The sequence below is a fragment of the Mycolicibacterium neworleansense genome (assembly GCF_001245615.1).
Classification (GTDB): domain Bacteria; phylum Actinomycetota; class Actinomycetes; order Mycobacteriales; family Mycobacteriaceae; genus Mycobacterium; species Mycobacterium neworleansense.
Window position 1 is genome coordinate 2825099 of record NZ_CWKH01000001.1, and the last position, 16271, is coordinate 2841369.

The 16271-nt window shown below is 66.4% G+C and carries 18 protein-coding genes; 11 read left to right on the forward strand and 7 right to left on the reverse strand.

The features are described from left to right. Positions 1-18: 18 nt before the first annotated feature. The 4 genes from BN2156_RS13520 to BN2156_RS13535 form a co-directional block, all read right to left on the reverse strand. On the reverse strand, positions 19-885 hold the full coding sequence (locus BN2156_RS13520) for a VOC family protein (protein ID WP_090514563.1): 867 nt from the start codon (positions 883-885) through the stop codon (positions 19-21). Between the two features lie 120 nt (positions 886-1005). Beyond that, on the reverse strand, positions 1006-1863 hold the full coding sequence (locus BN2156_RS13525) for an alpha/beta fold hydrolase (RefSeq protein ID WP_235625290.1): 858 nt from the start codon (positions 1861-1863) through the stop codon (positions 1006-1008). After that, entirely contained in the window at positions 1860-2507 is a 648-nt protein-coding gene (locus tag BN2156_RS13530) for a pyroglutamyl-peptidase I (RefSeq protein ID WP_090515877.1), read from the reverse strand. Before BN2156_RS13530 ends, BN2156_RS13525 begins: the two co-directional genes overlap by 4 nt. Further along, positions 2504-3265 carry an alpha/beta fold hydrolase gene (locus tag BN2156_RS13535; protein ID WP_090515879.1) on the reverse strand — a complete coding sequence of 254 codons (762 nt, stop codon included), beginning with the start codon at positions 3263-3265 and terminating at the stop codon, positions 2504-2506. The genes BN2156_RS13530 and BN2156_RS13535 overlap by 4 nt, the downstream gene beginning before the upstream one ends. A gap of 201 nt (positions 3266-3466) precedes the next feature. Here BN2156_RS13535 and BN2156_RS13540 point away from each other — a divergent pair, with 201 nt between their 5' ends. From BN2156_RS13540 to BN2156_RS13560, 5 genes are all read left to right on the forward strand, one after another. After that, positions 3467-4240 carry a 2-keto-4-pentenoate hydratase gene (locus tag BN2156_RS13540; protein WP_235625292.1) on the forward strand — a complete coding sequence of 258 codons (774 nt, stop codon included), beginning with the start codon at positions 3467-3469 and terminating at the stop codon, positions 4238-4240. A gap of 187 nt (positions 4241-4427) precedes the next feature. After that, positions 4428-5282, forward strand: a complete 855-nt coding sequence (locus BN2156_RS13545) for an IclR family transcriptional regulator (RefSeq protein WP_234790079.1) — start codon at positions 4428-4430, stop codon at positions 5280-5282. Positions 5283-5364: 82 nt separating this feature from the next. Beyond that, positions 5365-6057, forward strand: a complete 693-nt coding sequence (locus tag BN2156_RS13550) for a DUF2848 family protein (RefSeq protein WP_090514568.1) — start codon at positions 5365-5367, stop codon at positions 6055-6057. A gap of 52 nt (positions 6058-6109) precedes the next feature. Next, the gene (locus tag BN2156_RS13555; RefSeq protein ID WP_090514571.1) at positions 6110-7273 is read left to right on the forward strand and encodes an oxidoreductase; all 1164 of its coding nucleotides are present in this window, start codon (positions 6110-6112) and stop codon (positions 7271-7273) included. Then, entirely contained in the window at positions 7270-8076 is an 807-nt protein-coding gene (locus BN2156_RS13560; protein ID WP_090514574.1) for a carbon-nitrogen hydrolase family protein, read from the forward strand. Before BN2156_RS13555 ends, BN2156_RS13560 begins: the two co-directional genes overlap by 4 nt. A gap of 3 nt (positions 8077-8079) precedes the next feature. Here BN2156_RS13560 and BN2156_RS13565 read toward each other — a convergent pair whose 3' ends face one another. Then, positions 8080-10395, reverse strand: a complete 2316-nt coding sequence (locus BN2156_RS13565) for an ATP-binding protein (RefSeq protein WP_090514577.1) — start codon at positions 10393-10395, stop codon at positions 8080-8082. Positions 10396-10755: 360 nt separating this feature from the next. Between BN2156_RS13565 and BN2156_RS13570 the strand changes: the two genes are divergently transcribed. From BN2156_RS13570 to BN2156_RS13595, 6 genes are all read left to right on the forward strand, one after another. Beyond that, positions 10756-12018, forward strand: coding sequence for a Rieske 2Fe-2S domain-containing protein (locus BN2156_RS13570; RefSeq protein ID WP_235625293.1), 1263 nt, complete (start codon positions 10756-10758; stop codon positions 12016-12018). Next, positions 12015-12539: an aromatic-ring-hydroxylating dioxygenase subunit beta gene (locus tag BN2156_RS13575; RefSeq protein ID WP_090514582.1), complete on the forward strand. Its 525-nt coding sequence runs from the start codon at positions 12015-12017 to the stop codon at positions 12537-12539. Before BN2156_RS13570 ends, BN2156_RS13575 begins: the two co-directional genes overlap by 4 nt. A 2-nt stretch (positions 12540-12541) precedes the next feature. After that, a complete protein-coding gene (locus BN2156_RS13580) occupies positions 12542-12793 on the forward strand; it encodes a dihydrodiol dehydrogenase (protein ID WP_066903896.1) in 252 nt (83 codons plus the stop codon). Next, the gene (gene hcaB / locus BN2156_RS13585; RefSeq protein ID WP_090514585.1) at positions 12790-13605 is read left to right on the forward strand and encodes a 3-(cis-5,6-dihydroxycyclohexa-1,3-dien-1-yl)propanoate dehydrogenase; all 816 of its coding nucleotides are present in this window, start codon (positions 12790-12792) and stop codon (positions 13603-13605) included. The genes BN2156_RS13580 and hcaB overlap by 4 nt, the downstream gene beginning before the upstream one ends. A 215-nt stretch (positions 13606-13820) precedes the next feature. Beyond that, positions 13821-14270: a nuclear transport factor 2 family protein gene (locus BN2156_RS13590; protein ID WP_235625294.1), complete on the forward strand. Its 450-nt coding sequence runs from the start codon at positions 13821-13823 to the stop codon at positions 14268-14270. Between the two features lie 11 nt (positions 14271-14281). Further along, a complete protein-coding gene (locus BN2156_RS13595) occupies positions 14282-15187 on the forward strand; it encodes a LysR family transcriptional regulator (protein ID WP_066903961.1) in 906 nt (301 codons plus the stop codon). Here BN2156_RS13595 and BN2156_RS13600 read toward each other — a convergent pair. Together BN2156_RS13600 and BN2156_RS13605 are read right to left on the reverse strand one after the other, a co-directional pair. Then, positions 15180-15803, reverse strand: coding sequence for a non-oxidative hydroxyarylic acid decarboxylases subunit B (locus BN2156_RS13600; protein WP_081277822.1), 624 nt, complete (start codon positions 15801-15803; stop codon positions 15180-15182). The genes BN2156_RS13595 and BN2156_RS13600 overlap by 8 nt on opposite strands. Further along, on the reverse strand, positions 15803-16267 hold the full coding sequence (locus tag BN2156_RS13605; RefSeq protein ID WP_090514587.1) for a hypothetical protein: 465 nt from the start codon (positions 16265-16267) through the stop codon (positions 15803-15805). Before BN2156_RS13605 ends, BN2156_RS13600 begins: the two co-directional genes overlap by 1 nt. Positions 16268-16271 lie beyond the last annotated feature (4 nt).

Sequence of the window (16271 nt, forward strand, 5' to 3'; positions counted from 1 at the left end):
GAAGACGGCTTCGGTGCGTCAGTCACGGTGATGCCCCCACAAACTGGTGGCGTCGTAGCTCGACACCCGCCACGTGGAGTCGTCGACCAACCGCCCGTCGTAGCCGTACTCGATCTCCGAGCCGGACGGATTCTTCATGAAGAACGAGATGGCCAGATCGTTGGTGTGCCGGCCCAGGGTTTCGGTGAGCTGAACCCCACCGGCGTGGACCGCGTCGAGCGTCCGCCCGACGTCATCGATGTCGGTGACCTCGAGCATGAAGTGCCCCAGGGCCGGCGCCAGGTTGTCGTTCTCGACGAACGCGAGGCTGTGATGACGGGGATTCACGTGCGCGAAATGGACTTTACGGCCGTGGAATTCGATGGTGTCACTGAGCCGGAAGCCAAGCACGTCCAGGTAGAACCGCTTCGCCGCGGCGAGGTCGGTGACGAAGAAGAACACGTGCCCCATCCCGAGGTCACCGGTCACGAACCGGATACCTCTCGACGAGACGAAGGGCCGCTTCGGCACCCGGGCACCGTAGAAGAACTCCAGCCGGTGACCATCGGGATCGGTACACCGGATGACGTCCTCCACATGACGTTCGGCGGCACAGTCCGGGTCGTGGTGTATCTCTACACCCGCGTCCTGCAGCCGCCGGGCCAACCGGTCCAGTGCCGCACCGTTCGGCACTTCCCATCCGACGTAGGCCGCTCCGCCGGTATCGGCCTGGTGAATCGCCAGACGCCAGCCGCGCTCGTCACCGCGCAGCAGGACCGTCTGGTCATCGCATTGCTCGTGCGCCGAGACGTCCTGCAGGCCCAGAATCTCGGTCCCGTATGTGCGCCAGGCATCCAGATCGGCGGCAGTTAGACCCAGATACCCCAGTGCGACAACTTCATTCATGAATTTACCTTCCCGGCCTGCCCGCGACAGTCGCGCGATGCGGCCTCGGATACGCAGCTTTCGTGAACGCACCGGCCACCGGCAACGGCACCGATCCGTCCACCGGAACACCCGAAACGTTCACGAGGAAAGGAATGCCGTCACGGCGCGGACGAAGTCATGCGGGCGTTCGTACGGTGGCCAATGCCCGCATTTGTTCAACACCACCAGATCCGCCGACGGCAGATGGCTCAGCAACTGCAGAGCCCCCTCCAGCGGCACCATCCGGTCATGTCGTCCATGGATCACCAGCGTGGGTGCCACCACCGCTGCCAGGGCGGCCAGGTTGCTGCGCGCCACGATGGTCGAGCGGGACCACGCTTCGGCGTGGTGCGGTTCATCGAGCCGCCACCGGTACATCTGTTCGACGATGTCGTCTCCGATCAACCCAGGATCGAAGACCAGGCTCCGGAGCAGCCTCGCAATACGCTCGCGGTCGGGTGGCAACGATTGGCATTCGTCGAACAGGCGTCCGACCTCGGTGGGTGCCGTCGCCAGCAGGTACGGATCACCGCCGGTCGAGGCGGTACACCCGCCGACGATCAACCGTTCCACGCGTCCCGGTGCGGCGAGCGCCAAACCGATCGCCACGGTCCCCCCGGTGGAGACGCCGAGAGCGGTGACCGTGTCCAGCCCGAGTCGGTCCAGAATCCCGAGAGTGTTTCGCACATAGAGGTCGTGCACCGGCTCGTGGAACTCTCGCGGTCCGCTGCGCCCGAAGTTCGGGTAGTCCACGAGGATGCACCGATGCCGCGCAGCCAGCTCAGCGAGCGTGCGATGGTAGGTCAGCCAGGCCGTCGTTCCGGGCAGCGGACCGAACGCCTGCGGCATCACCAGCGGCGGGCCGGCACCGATATCGTGATAGTGGACCGGATGTCCGTCGATCTCCACTGTGTGGCTACTGCTCTGCTCCGAGAACATCCGAGTGGTGGCCGTCAACTGATCGCCCCTCCGCCGATCCGCAGGTCGTCTCCCTGGTGCTCGGCCGAGACCGAAAGTGCCAGTCGTACCTGATGTTCGAGAACTTCGACCGGGACCGACGGCAGCGGTGGTGTACTCGCGGTCGACCGGGCAGGTGTCACGGGCAGGTGCACCATCCCGACCCGCGCGCCCGGGACGCGGCACAGGTGCCGGGCCAGGTAGAACACCTGGTTGCACAGATAGGTCCCGGCCGTGTTGGAGACGTAGCCGGCCAGCCCCGCACGCCGCCAACCGTCCACGATCGCCTTGACCGGCAGCGTGCTCAGATAGGCGGCCGGACCGCCATCGACCACCGGTTCGTCGATCGGAACCCGCTGCGCGGTATCGGGAATCGGAAAGTCCCGCACATTGACCGCGACGCGTTCCACCGCGGGTGCCGTGCGGCCGGGTGCGACGCCCGTCAGCACCACGACCGCAGGCTGGAGTGACTCGATGGCCTCGGCCAACACGTCGTGCACCAGTTCGGTGTCCACCGGCAGCACGCGGGCGGCCACGTCCAGGCCTGCGATCTGCTGTCCGTCCAACCGTTGCGCGATCAGACCGCTGGGATTGTCGGTCTCGGTTGCGTATGCGCCGAATCCGGTGACGAGCGCTCGGGTCATGCCGCGGATCCGAGCGCGCAACGCGCCTGGAATGCCTCGAATTCGGTGACGAAGTTCGCCGCGCGCTCCAACATGATCGATGACTGGGTCAGGCCCGGAGCGATGAACAACTGGGTGTCGGGCGCCTGCTTGTGCCAGATGAACGCGTCGTCCACCGGGTGGATCGCATCATCGAGGTCACCGCGGCAGATCAGGGTGGGGACGTCGATGTCCGCCAGATGCGGTCGCAGGGTGAAGTACTCCTGGAACTGTTCGGTGCTCCGGGTCTCGGCGTAGAACCGGACGGCATCGCGCCAGTCGGCGCCGTGCAGATCATTCCACTCGCGGGCCTGAGCACTCTCCGGGTCCACGGCCGTGAAAACCGAATTGAGCGAGGCGTTTCCGCTCTTGCTCAATCCGATGATCGGCGCGTCCACGGTCAGGGTCGTGACCCGTGCCCGGTTGTCGAGCACCATCCGCCCGGCGATCCGTGAGCCGAGCGACACACCGGCGAGATGGACGCGGTCCAGGCCGAGTGAGTCCAGCAGGCGCCAGAGATCGGCCACCCACACCTGCGGGCGTTCCAACGGCGCCACCCGCGCACTGCGTCCCAACCCGCGCAGGTCCGGCACGATCACCCGGTACTTGGCCGCGAGTTGGGGAATCAGATCGCCGAACCAGCGCCCCGACGCCGCGGCGCCGTGCACCAGTAGCAGTGGTTCTCCGCTCCCGTGATCCTCGTAGTAGAGATCAACGCCATCGACCGTCAACGTCGCCATGCACCGTTTCCCTTTCCGTGTTTCGAACAGGCATCGGCACAGCAGGTTTCCGCCTGGTTCGGGGATGGGCAACGGCACCGTTCCGCAGGGTGGCATGCCGCCCGCCGGCGTTCCACGGTTCAGACCGCGCACGTTCCCCTCGATCGCGACCACCCGTCACGGTGAACGCCCGGCACACCGACGATTCAGGAGCACACGCAGGTGAACATCGAACTGAGCACCACAATCCAGCCCACTGTCGACTCCATTGCCGGAAGGCTGCTGACCGCGCAGGCCAAGAAGCAACGGATGCCGTCACTTTCGGCGGAATGCCGCGATCTGAACTTCGATCTCGCCTATCGGATTCAGGACGAGGCCTTGAGCCAGCGGATCGAGCGCGGCGAGCACGTCGTCGGTATCAAGGTGCAGTCCCGATCCTCGGTGACACCGCTGACCGGGTGGCTGACCGATGCGATGGCACTGCGTACAAACGATCACCTGCCCACAGAGTTGCTCGTCGATCCCGGTGTCGAACCGGTGATCGCGTTCGTCACGGGGCGGCGGCTCTGCGGCCCCGGGGTCACCGCCGCGGCCGCGCTGGCGGCGGTCGATCTCGTGTTCGCCGGATTGGAAGTCACCGACAGCCGCTACTCCGACCGCCGATGCACTGCGCCTGACCTGGTCGCCGACAACCTGTCCTCGTCGTATTACCTCACCGGACCGGTCGGGTTCGCCCCCGCCGGCCTGGACCTGTCGCGGGAAGAGGCCGGCATCACCGTCGCCGCCGGGACGGCCACCGTGACTCGTTTCGATGCGGTGGCCAGAAGCCACCCGGCCGAGGCACTCGCGGCGGCGGCGAACTGTCTTGCCCGGCGCGGTCACGCGATCGAGGTGGGCTGGACGGTACTCGTCGGGACGGCACCGGTACCGCTGCCCGTCGGCTTCCCGGTCACCGCGCGGTTCTCGTCCCTCGGGTCCGTCACCCTGGCGTGCTGACCGCGCGGCAGCGGCCCAGCTCACGGTGGGTTCACCTGGCCGTAGCGAGCCGTTAGGTAGGTGTCTTTCGGTAATTCCCCGGATGTGACCCGCGCCACTGCTGCCATACCGTCGGGCCCCAGGCCGAATGCGCCGGTGCCGCACATCCGGGCCACTCACCGCCGAACTGAAGCCCCAGGAGGCAACGATGACAACGATCAGTCCGACCGTGGTATCCCCACCGACCCGCTCACTGCATCGGACACCCGCCGTGCAATTGGTAGCCGACCGTCCGCTGGATCCGGACTCATCGACCTCGGTTGCCAAGGCTCTCGCGCTGCTGAGTTGTTTCACGCCGAATCGCCCGGCCATGGGGGTCTCGGAGATCGCGCGTCAGGCACAGCTGCCCAAATCGACAGCGCACCGCCTGCTGGCCGTCCTCGTCGACTGGGACATGGTGACCAAACGCGGCACCGAATACTCCCCTGGACCACGGCTCAACGAGCTGGGCGCGCTCGGCAGCCAACCGGACAACCACGAATTGCGCCGCGTCGCACTGCCACATCTGCTCGACCTGTACGAGATCACCCATGAAACAGTGAATCTCGGCATCCTGACCGGCCAGGACGTCCTGTACATCGACAAGATCCACGGCCACAACGGGGTGAACTCACCTGCCTGCGTCGGGGGGCGGCTACGCGCCGCGAACACCGCGATCGGAAAGGCGCTGCTCGCATTCAGCGACCAGAAGGTCATCGCCCGCGTCTCGGCGAACCTTCGGCCCGCCACGTCGTTGAGTGTCTCCTCGGCCGCGCAACTCGATCGCGACCTGGCCGCCATCCGGCGTTGCGGCGTGGCGTACGACCGCCAGGAGAGCCAACCTGGCCTGACCTGTATCGCGGCTCCCATCCGGAGCTGGTCAGGCGCCATCGTCGCGGCGGTCTCGATCTCGGGTCCGGTACATCGATTCCGGCCCGCCGACGCGGCACCGGCCGTCCGGACGGCAGCCGCCGGCATCGCGCGACATGTCCAGGAAGCCGCCTGGCGTCGCGCCACGCGGTGACTTCCCCTCGAAAACCCTTGTGCTCCAACGCTCTGCCCACCCATCAGGTCTCGACCGAGGCCAGTCGACAGTCAGGACACCCATGCCACAACTCACCTTCACGCTGCGCGATGACGAGACCGTCACCGTCGACGTCGACACTCTGCTCAACGCCGGATACGCGGGTCGCAGCCAAGCCGACGTGACCGCCCACATCGACGAGCTCGCCGAGTTGGGTGTGCCCGCTCCCACCCGCATCCCGTGCATCTACCCCATCGCCTCCTACCTGGCGATGCAGACCGAAGAGATCGACGTCCAGCACGAGCTCACCTCGGGCGAGGCGGAATGGGCGCTGGTGGTGGCCGGCACCGGACCCGGCGATCTGCTGCTCACCGCTGCGTGTGACCACACCGACCGGCGTCTCGAACAACATGGGGTGGCCTGGAGCAAACAGGCCGCGCCCGATGTGCTGGCCCGCCGGGCCTGGCGTCTGGCCACCATCGCCGACCGGCTCGACGAGTTCACCCTGACCGGCACCGTCGAAACCGAGTCCGGCATCGAGGTCATCCAGCATGGCACCCTGACCGAGCTGCTGTCGCCACTGTTCTGGGTCGAGGAGCTGCGCTCGCGCGACCTGCTCAATCCGGGCACCGTGCTGATGTCCGGAACCATCCCGATGCGCCCCGACGTCAACCAGTTCAGTACCGGATGGGGTGTGGAACTGCGCGATCCCGTCGCAGACGAGGCGATCTCACTGTCCTACGCGGTGCGGCAGACGCCCCCGGCAGTCGATTGAGGAGACCGTGACTGTCCGACGCTTCCCAGCAGACGTGTCACAAGGAGCTGCCATGCGCACGATCACCGATCCCTGGTCACCACTACGCCTCACGTCCGGGGCAACCCTGCGAAACCGATTCATGCTCGCGCCGATGACCACCAACTCGTCGGACCCGCAGGGGTGCGTGACCGACGACGAGTTGCGGTACCTGGGTCGCCGCGGAGACACCGAGTTCGGCGCCGCCGTGACGTCGTGCGCATATGTCCACGAGGACGGCCGGTCCTGGGAGGGCATCGGGGCTTCGACCGATGATCACCTGGAAAGCCTGCGGGCCGTCGCGCAAGCGATCGGCCGCGGCGGTGCACTGACCCTGCTGCAGCTCTACGACGGCGGGCGCATCGCGTTGCCAGGCCTGGTCGGCCCCAGCGGGATCCGCGGGCCGTCGCCGATTCCGTCCGCGCGTCCCGATGCCCGCACTCCCCGCGAACTACACAGCGGCGAGATCGATGACCTCATAACGGCATTCGGGAGGGCCGCCGCGCTCGGTGTGCAGGCCGGGTTCGACGGCATCGAGATACACGGGGCCAACCACTATCTGATCCACCAGTTCTTCTCGCCGCGAGCCAATCGACGCGACGACGAGTGGGGCGGTGATGCGGCCCGACGGGCACGCTTCCCACTCGCGGTCGCCGAAGCGGTCCGGTCAGCGGTCGGCCCCGCTGTGACAGTCGGATTCCGGGTAACGCCGTTCGAGTCCGAGGCCGGCGGCTACACCCTCGATGACTCGGCGCTGCTCTGCGACCAGCTCGCCGAGACCGGGGTGGACTACGTCCATATCTCCATGGACGACTTCCGCAAGAACTCGCCACAACCAGAAGATCGTGACTGGACCAAGAGTCGCGAAGCCGTCGAATCCCGCAATCCGATCGCCGCGATCGCCGCCGCGGTCGCGGGCCGCAGTGCCGTCGTGGCCAGCGGTGGAATCCGAGGGCTCGACGACGCCGCCGAGGCGCTCGGCGCCGGTGCCGATCTCGTCGCGGTCGGCCGCGCCGCCCTGATCGACCCGGAATGGGTCGACAAGATGAAAGCTGGTCAACACCAGAGTGTCCGGACGCATCTACCGGCCGACAGCCATGACATCGAGACCGCGCTGACGATCCCAGGGCAGATGGTGAAGTACCTGTTGAGCCGACCGGGATGGATCCCGCGTATCGAAGGAGACGACCGAACATGACCGCCACTCCGCTTCGTATCGCGGCATGCCAGATCACCTCGCTGTCCGACCCCGCCGTCAACCTCGCCATCATGGAGTCTTGGGTGCGGCGCGCCGCCGATGGCGGTGCGCGGGTCGTGGTGTTTCCGGAGGCCACCATGGCGCAGTTCGGCACCCCACTCGCCGCGGTGGCCCAATCCATCGACGGTCCGTGGGCCACCGCTGTCGCCGAGCTCGCCGATGCGCACTCGGTCCTCATCGCGGCCGGCATGTTCACCCCCGACGGCAACCGCGTGCGAAACACCCTGCTGCTCAGCGGGCTCGGACACCACACCGGATACCACAAGATCCACCTGTACGACGCGTTCGGATACCGCGAATCGGATACGGTCGCGCCAGGAACCGAACCGGTGACCGTCACCGTCGACGACGTGGTGCTCGGTGTCGCCACGTGTTACGACGTCCGCTTTCCCGCACTCTTTCAGCAGCTGGCCATCGCAGGCGCCACGGCGATACTGCTGCCCGCGTCATGGGGGGCGGGCCCGGGCAAGGCCGAGCAGTGGGATGCACTGGTGCGCGCCCGCGCCCTCGATTCGGGATCGTGGATCGTCGGCTGCGATCAGGCCGACCCGAAAGCCTCAGACGTGCAGGTGGATTCGACAGCCCCGACCGGCGTCGGTTGCTCGTTGATCGCCGATCCACTGGGCCGAGTGACGGCCACCCTGGCCGCGGCGCCGGGGCTGATCTTCGCCGATGTCGATCCCGCGGCTGCGACACACGCCCGCGGTATCACCGGTGTGCTCACCAACCGAACGGAGTTCTGAGGCTCAGCGCGGCGGCTGACCGGCCGCGTAGAGCACCGCGACCTGCGTCCTGGACCGCACCCCGAGTTTGGCGAAGATGTGCTCGACATGACTCTCGACGGTGCGCAGCGACAACACGAGCGCCTGAGCGATCTGCTTGTTGGTCATGCCTTCGGCCACCATGCCCGCCACCTCGGCCTCCCGGCGGCTCAGACTCGCCAGAGGCCGGTCCGGCAGAGCAGGCGCGGCAGGTGCCGGCTCAGGATCGCCCATGGCCTCACCGATGGCCTTGTCGACGCTCAACGCGCGACCTTCGGTCAGCAGCAACTCGAACTCATTGTCGCCCAACGCGGCCCGCAACTCTGCTGAGATCTCGTCATTCCAGTTCGGCAGTTCGAACCCGCCGGGATAGTTGCCGATGGGTTCCCAGGCACGTTGCGCCGCGCCGAGCAACCGTGCCGCCCGTCGCGGTTGGTCTTGTCTGGCGGCCAGCCATGCGCTCAGTTCGATGACCACGGCGGTGCCCAGGGAGTCGTGGAAACGGGTCTTGCCGGCCAACGCCTCTCGCAGTTGCCGTTGCGCGAGATCCAACTCGCCCAACATCCAGTTCGCCAGGCCCAAGAACGTCAAAATCCATGACCGCAGCCAGCGTTCGTCCCGCAGATCGCATTCCGCCAAACATCGGCCGAGCACCTCCACCGCCTGTTGCGGGTCGCGGCGCCTGCAGTGCAGCCAGCCGACCTGCTCCTGAGCGAGCACGTGGTGCAGGCTCGGCCCCCCGGCTTCTTCCAGCACCGATCCTTCCCGGATCAGCTCGGTGCCCAGTGTGGTGTTGCCGAGATTGTGTTCGGCCACCCCCCTGAAATGCGTGGCGTGCGCCAGACTGACGGTGTCGCCGAGGGATTCGGCAAGCGACTGGCTCTCCCGCAGCATCTGCAGCGCAACCACGGTCTTGCCCTCCGCGATCGCGATATACCCGTTCGCCCACAGCGCGGCCGCTCGCTCGGAGCTCGGCGAGGCATCGGCTGCCAGCGCTCGGTCCAGCCAGTGCCTGCCTTCGCGAAGCTGGCCACAACCCAGCCAGTACCAGAACAGGTCTGCCGCCATCTGCAACGCGGCCCGTCCGCCATCCGGATCATCGAGCACCGCGCCGAGGACGGCGCGGACATTGACCTGTTCGTTTCTCATCCGCCCGACCAGGTCGAGCTGGTCGGGTCCGAACCAGTGGCTCTCGAATTCGTGTGCCAGCCGGCAGTAGTAGGCGCGGTACCTCCCGCGCACGGCCGCTTCTTCACCACGGCAGCGCAGTTGCTCCCTGCCGTACTCGGCGACGGTCTCCAGCAACCGGTAGCCTTGGTGCCCCTCGGCGACGTGGCGCGCCACGATCGACTTGTCGACCAGTGCGGACAAGTGCCCGGCGATATCCTCTCGCGGAAGCACGTCGTCACTACAGATGCACTCCGCGGCGCTCAGCATGATCCATCCAGAGAACACCGAAAGGTGTTCCCACAACCGCCGTTCCGGTTCGGAGCACAGCTCGTAGCTCCATTCCAGCGCGGCCCGCAACGAGTGGTGCCGTGGCGCGGCCGAGCGGTCGCCGACGTTGAGAAGATCGTGACGATGGTCGAGCCGGTCGAGCAACGCCGCCGGCGTGAGCGCGCGCATCCGAACCGCGGCCAGTTCGATCGCCAGCGGCAAGCCGTCCAGACGGGAACACAGTTCCACGATGTCCGAGGAGTTCTCGGCGGTGATCCGGAAGTCCGGGTCCACCGCGACCGCACGCTCGCCGAACAACTGGACCGCCTCGGTCGGAGCGGTGTCCCGATCGCCGTCGCTGCGGTGGACGGCGAGCGGCGGAACGAGGAAGACATGCTCCCCGCTGACCCGCAGCGCTTCGCGGCTGGTGACCAGGATGCGCAGCGTCGGGCAGGCCGACAGCAAATTTCGCGCGAGCACCGCGCACTGGTCGAGGAGGTGCTCGCAGTTATCGAGAATCAGCAGCAGATCGCGCGCCCGCAGATACTCGGTGAGCGCCCATACGACATCCTGGTGTCGCACCGCGAGCCCCAGAGACTCCGCGACCGCAAGCGGGACCAGCCCGGGATCGGTGACGCCGGCGAGCTCCGCCAAGGCCACCCCGTCGGCGAAGGCCCGTTGCGACTTGCGGGCCACCTGCGTGGCCAGACGGGTTTTTCCGACGCCACCGATACCGATCAACGTGACCAACCGCGAGGACCCCAGCAGCCGGCGCACCTCGGCCGCCTCGGCCCGGCGCCCGACGAGGCTCGTCAGGTCGGCGGGCAGCAGGTGGCGCGGCCCCGAAGGCGGCGTGTTGTCCATGGACTGACCTCGCGCATAGGTGGTGCATTCGGTTGAAAACCATAGCCAACAATGCGTACTTCGCGACGCGAATCGAAGCTGGCAAACGGAGATTCGGAAAATTCCGACGATGTTCCACGGTCCGGACCACGCCACTTGGGGCCGCCCCCGGTGCGCTCGTAGGTTACCCGGCATTCGTCGACAACCGTCCCCACTCAAGGAGAACCAACATTGATCGAGCAGTTACGCAATGGCGATTCGGCGGTTCGGCCCGCATCAATGGACCCGATATCGGAGTTTCTCCAAACCGCCGGATCCGACCTCGCCGGCGGCGTGATATCGCCACGCATCTTCAATGACCCTGAGCTCTACGAACGGGAAATGGCACGCATTTTCGCCCGCTGCTGGTGCTTCGTCGCGCACGAGTCGGAGATCCCCGAACCGGGCGACTATGTGCTCCGCTACATCGGGCAGGACCAATTCATCGTCGTCCGGGACGAAGACGGGTTGATCCACGTCCTGTTCAACAAGTGCACGCACCGCGGTAGCACGGTGTGCCGCGTCGAGAAGGGCAACAGCTCCCATTTCCGATGCCCTTATCACTCATGGGTTTTCAAGAATACGGGCGAATGGAGTGGGGCGCCCTACCGGAAGAAGGCATACAAGAAGCTCGATGCCGGCAGCTGGGGGCTCGCCGCGGCCCCGCACGTGGATTCGGTGCACGGTCTGGTGTTCGCCGCGCTCGATCCCGACGCTCCCACGCTCGACGAGTATCTCGGCGACATGCGTTGGTACCTCGACGTCCTGCTCGGCCTGAACGACTCGGGAATGACGACCATCGGCGAACCGCACCGCTGGCGGGTACCGGCCAACTGGAAGTCGGGCGCGGAGAATTTCATGGCCGACGCCTACCACGTGCCCTCACTACACCGCTCTGCCGAGGACGTCGGCATGTTCCCCCGGATCGAGACCGGAGGCGCCGGCCCGCAGGGCGTGTCCCGGCATGTGTACTTCGAACACGGCCACGGCATGATCGTCAACAACGGCTTCCTTCCCCCGCCGTGGCACACCTCCGGATACCCGCCGGAGGTCGCCGAGACCTTCCAGCTGGAGCGGTTGACGCCCTTGCAGCGCCAGTTCGTCGAAAGCCACTCGGCCACAACGTTTCTCATCTTCCCGAATTTCGGTCTGGTCCGCGTGCCCGCGGCACCGCATCCAGATGCGCCACCCATGGTGTTCACCCACCTACGCCAGTGGCAGCCGGTCGGGCCCGATGGCATCGTCAACTGGAACTGGACCCTCGGCTGGAAGTCCGCACCCGCCGGATTGAACGAGGAGGCCTACATCGCCGGCCTGAGCATGCACGGCCCGGCCGGCATCCTCGAGCAGGACGACACCGTGGTGTGGGGCGGCGCACCGCAAGCCGGCAAATCCGTGTTCGCCCGGAAGTGCGGCATGCGTTTCAATTTTCAGCTCGGTCTCGACGGCATGAGCGACTATGCCGAGGACACGGACTGGCAGTACCCCGGCATCGCCACGACCACCGCGCTCGGCGAGGCACCGCAGCGGGCCTTCTACCGCCGCTGGCTTCGCGAGATGACGCCTGCAGCAGAAGAACTGACCGAGAAGGGAGCGCGCTCATGAGCATCGATGCCCCAGTCGACCTGACCCGCGATGTCACCGCCGACTGTGCCCGGTTTCTGTACCTGGAGGCCGAGCGGCTGGACCACCACGAGTTCGACCTTTGGCTCACCGGCCTCGCCGACGATCTCGAGTACCTGATGCCCATCCGGGTGACCCGAGGGCCGGAGGCTCGCAACCTGGAGTTCTCCCCGACCGGATTCCACATGAAGGACACCCTCGCGTCGATGAAGATGCGGGTGGCGCGGCTGTACACCGAGCACGCGTACGCCGAGGACCCGCCGTCGCGTACTCAGCGTCTCATCACCAATGTGCGAGTCGACCCATTAGGTGACGACGAGTACAACGTGCGCAGCAACTTCCTCTGCTACCGGGCACAGGGCGATCTGGCGGATTACGACATCCTGGTCGGTGAGCGTTTCGATGTGCTGCGCGAAACCGCCGACGGATGGCGCCTGGCCCGGCGCACAGTTCAGCTGGCCCACACCACCTTGTTGACGGCGAACCTGGGGATCTTCTTGTGACAATGCGTCTCAGTAACGAATTCGCCGACGTCGTCCTTGAGGTCGTCAGCACCGGAAACGGAGAGCGCCTGCAGATCTCGTCACCCCGGCGCGGCACCACCATCCGGCTGGACCCGGTCGAGCTGGAGGCGCTGACCTGGCAGACCACCGATACCTTCACCCGGATGCTGGAGGGGTCGATCGGCCCGTGCCGGCCCGAGATCGGCGTCGAAGAGCCAGATTTCGTCACGTCAGACGATCGGGCATCGCTGTGACCGATGGCTGGCTGACGGGAAAGACAGTGGTGGTCACCGGCGGCGGCACCGGAATCGGCCGTGCGGTCGTCGACCGGTTCGTGGCCGAAGGCGCACGGGTTTCGGTGCTCGAGCGTGACGGCGATGCGGTCACCGAACTCCGTGCGCAACATAACGTGTGGGCCACCGAGGGTGATGTGCGACGGTACGGCGATCACCAGCGATGTGTCGCAGAGACGGTGCGCGAGTTCGGTGGCGTCGATGTGCTCGTCACGGTCGCGGGCATCTTCGACTACTTCGCATCGCTGGAAAGCCTCCAGGAGGACAGCCTCGATGCGGCGTTCAGCGAGATGTTCGACGTGAACGTCAAAGGGACGCTGCTGGCGGTGAAAGCCGCGTTGCCCGAACTCAGGAAGGCGCACGGCAATGTCGTCCTGACCATCTCCAACGCCGGTTATCTGCCGGGCGGCGGCGGCCCGCTCTACACCGGATCGAAGTTCGCCGTGCGTGGCCTGCTGGCGCAGCTGTCCTTCGAACTGGCGCCGGATATCCGGGTGAACGCCGTGGCACCGGGCGGTACCGTCACCGCGCTGCGCGGCCTGGAGGCGACAGCCACCGGAGAACAGCGTCTGACCGACATGCCGGACCTGCCGACGCTGATCCGCCGCACCAACCCACTGCAGGTCGCGTCCGAACCCGCCGACCACGCCTGGGCCTATGTGTACCTCGCCTGCAAGGAACGCACGAAGTCGGTCACCGGCTGCGTGATCAACTCCGACGGCGGCCTGCACAGCCGCGGCCTGGTTCCGCTTGGCGGGGAACTGATCTCCTGAATCGGCTCTCCCGGTGTGCGCCCGGAAACGCGCTCTGATAGAGTCGGGTTTCCGCGCGTACGCCGCGGCCTCGAGTCGGTGTCACCGACCGCTATCGCGCGAATCCCCCTCATTTATCTCGCCTTTCATACGTGGCCGGATGCTGTCATCCGTGCCCGGTGGCAGAGATGCGCTCAGCGCACACCAATTGCGGTACACCACAGGAGAATCAGAAGTTGGCTCACTATCTTGTCAATGACCCCGAAGCCGTTGCCGAGGTGCTCGCCCAGTACCCCAGGATGAAGGAGGCGATCGTCACCCGCGACCACGCGGCACTGGTGGATCTGCACGATGCCGAGTTTCTGGGCACCGAGCTTCCCGGGCACCTGATCACGGCCGAAGAGCACATCCAGACCACGATGAACTCACGCGACCTTGAGATGGAGTACTTCGATCTGCAGGTCAAGACATTCGGCGATATCGCACTCTGCTGGGGCAAACAATCGCTGAAGGGAACACTGGACGGGACCGACCCTGGCACCTCACCGGCCGTCGCCGACAAGGTCAGCGACGGCGTGTTCTGGTCGATGCTGGTTGTCTGGCGACGTACCAACGGCCGTTGGCGCCTGCTGTCCTATCAGGTGACGCCCTTGTCCGAGGTCCCGCCGGCATCGGGCCCGCGCTAGATTTGGCCGAGATGGACATTCACCAGTTGCAGTGCTTCGTCGCGGTGGCCGAGGAGGGCACCTTCACCGCGGCCGGATTGCGGCTGCATCTCGCGCAATCCGGGGTCAGCGCGCACATCAAGGCGCTCGAACGTGAGGTCGGGCAGCAACTGTTCGAGCGACATCCGCGCGCGGCCAAGCTGACCGCCGCCGGTGAGGCCCTCCTACCCCATGTGCGTGCGGCGATGGATGCGCTCGCGTCCGGACGCGCCGCGGTCGACGGCCTCACCGGTCTGTTGCACGGTCGGGTGGCCATCGGGACCATCACGTCGATCTCACCCCGTAGTGTCGACCTGCCACAGCTGTTGGCCTCATTTCATCGCAGGCACCCCGGTGTCGACCTGTCCCTGATCGAGGATGCCGCCTCCATGCTCACGCAGCGCATCACCGACGGACGGCTTGATGTGGCGTTCACGAGCCTCACCGATGCGACGACGCGTGGCATGCAGGTTCGTGAACTGCATCGGGAGGCGGTGATCGCCGTATTGCCGCCGTCGTCTGCGCTCGCCCGTCACGACGAGGTATCGCTCGGCGAGCTGGCCGAGCATCCGTTGATCGCGCTACCGGAGGGTTCGGGGTTGCGGTGGCAACTCGACCGGGCCCTCGAGCGCGCGGCAGTGCGGGCGCGGATAGCCTTCGAGGCCAGTGACCCCGATGTGCTGGTGGCCCTGGTCGAGCAGGGGCTCGGCGCCGGCTTGGTACCGGAATCGGCACTGGCACAAAGCGATCGCCTGGTCGGGGTACGGGTGTCCGATCTGCCGCCCGGCCGGCTCGGGATCATCTGGCGCGATCGTCCGACGGTGAACCCCGCCGCGCAGGCGTTCGTCGAACATGCGACGACCATGTCGGCTCGTACTCGGCGCCGACAGCCTAGGTGAGGTCGTAGTCGGCCCGGGCCGGCCGATCCCGCCGGGCCGCACCCAGTCCGCGCCACCTTTTCGCTTGCGGGGCGTCCAGCCCGAACTGATCGAGAATCCGCACCACGACATGATCGACGATGTCGGCGATCGATTGCGGATGGTTGTAGAAGGCCGGCATCGGCGGCACGATCCGCGCGCCCATCCTGCTCAACGCCAGCATGTTCTCCAGATGGATGGTGTTGAGCGGGGTTTCCCGCGGCACCAGCACCAGCTGCCGCCCTTCCTTGAGCACCACATCGGCGGCCCGGCAGATGAGATTGTCCGCCATCCCATAGCGGATGGCGGACAGCGTCCTCATGCTGCACGGCACGATGATCATCCCGGCGGTGCGGAACGAACCGGACGAGATCGCCGCACCCTGCTCACCGAGCTTGTACGTCACGTCGGCCAAGGCGACGACTTCGGACACCGTGCGGTCGGTCTCCACCTCGATGTTCGATTTACCCCAGGTGCTCATCACCAAATGGGTTTCCACATCCGGCATCTCGCGTAGCGTCTCCAGTAGGCGCACCGCGAACGGTGCGCCGCTGGCGCCGCTGATCGCAACGATGATGCGCATCGGCGATTCGGGCATCATGCCTGCTCGTATCCCGCACGGAGTCGCGCGAAGAGGTCGAGAGTCCTCGGCCAGTCCTCCCGTTCCGCCAGATCTGCTGACGTGTGGAAAGACATCGGCTGCAACGGTATTCCGAGGTCATCGCGCTTGTAGTCGACCACGGTGAAGATGCAACCGAGCAGCCCGCGGTCGGCCAGCGACCCGGTCATGCGCAGCTTCAGGTGATGACAGGTCGTGCCGTCGATCGCGATCAGGCCGGCGGTCCCCGTACGTCGAAGGTTGGCCCTGGTCCGCGGACTCGCCACCACTGCGAACAGCACCGCCTCGTCGGCGCTGGGTTCCAGCTCGGTGCGAGACAGCAGCGCGCTGTGCGGATAGCCGCCGGTGTCGACGGTCAGGAATGCGAACGCCTGCTCCTGCACATCCACAGCCGGGAAACCGCGTAGCAACTCGGAAACCTCACCGGGCACCTTCGGCATCATCGCT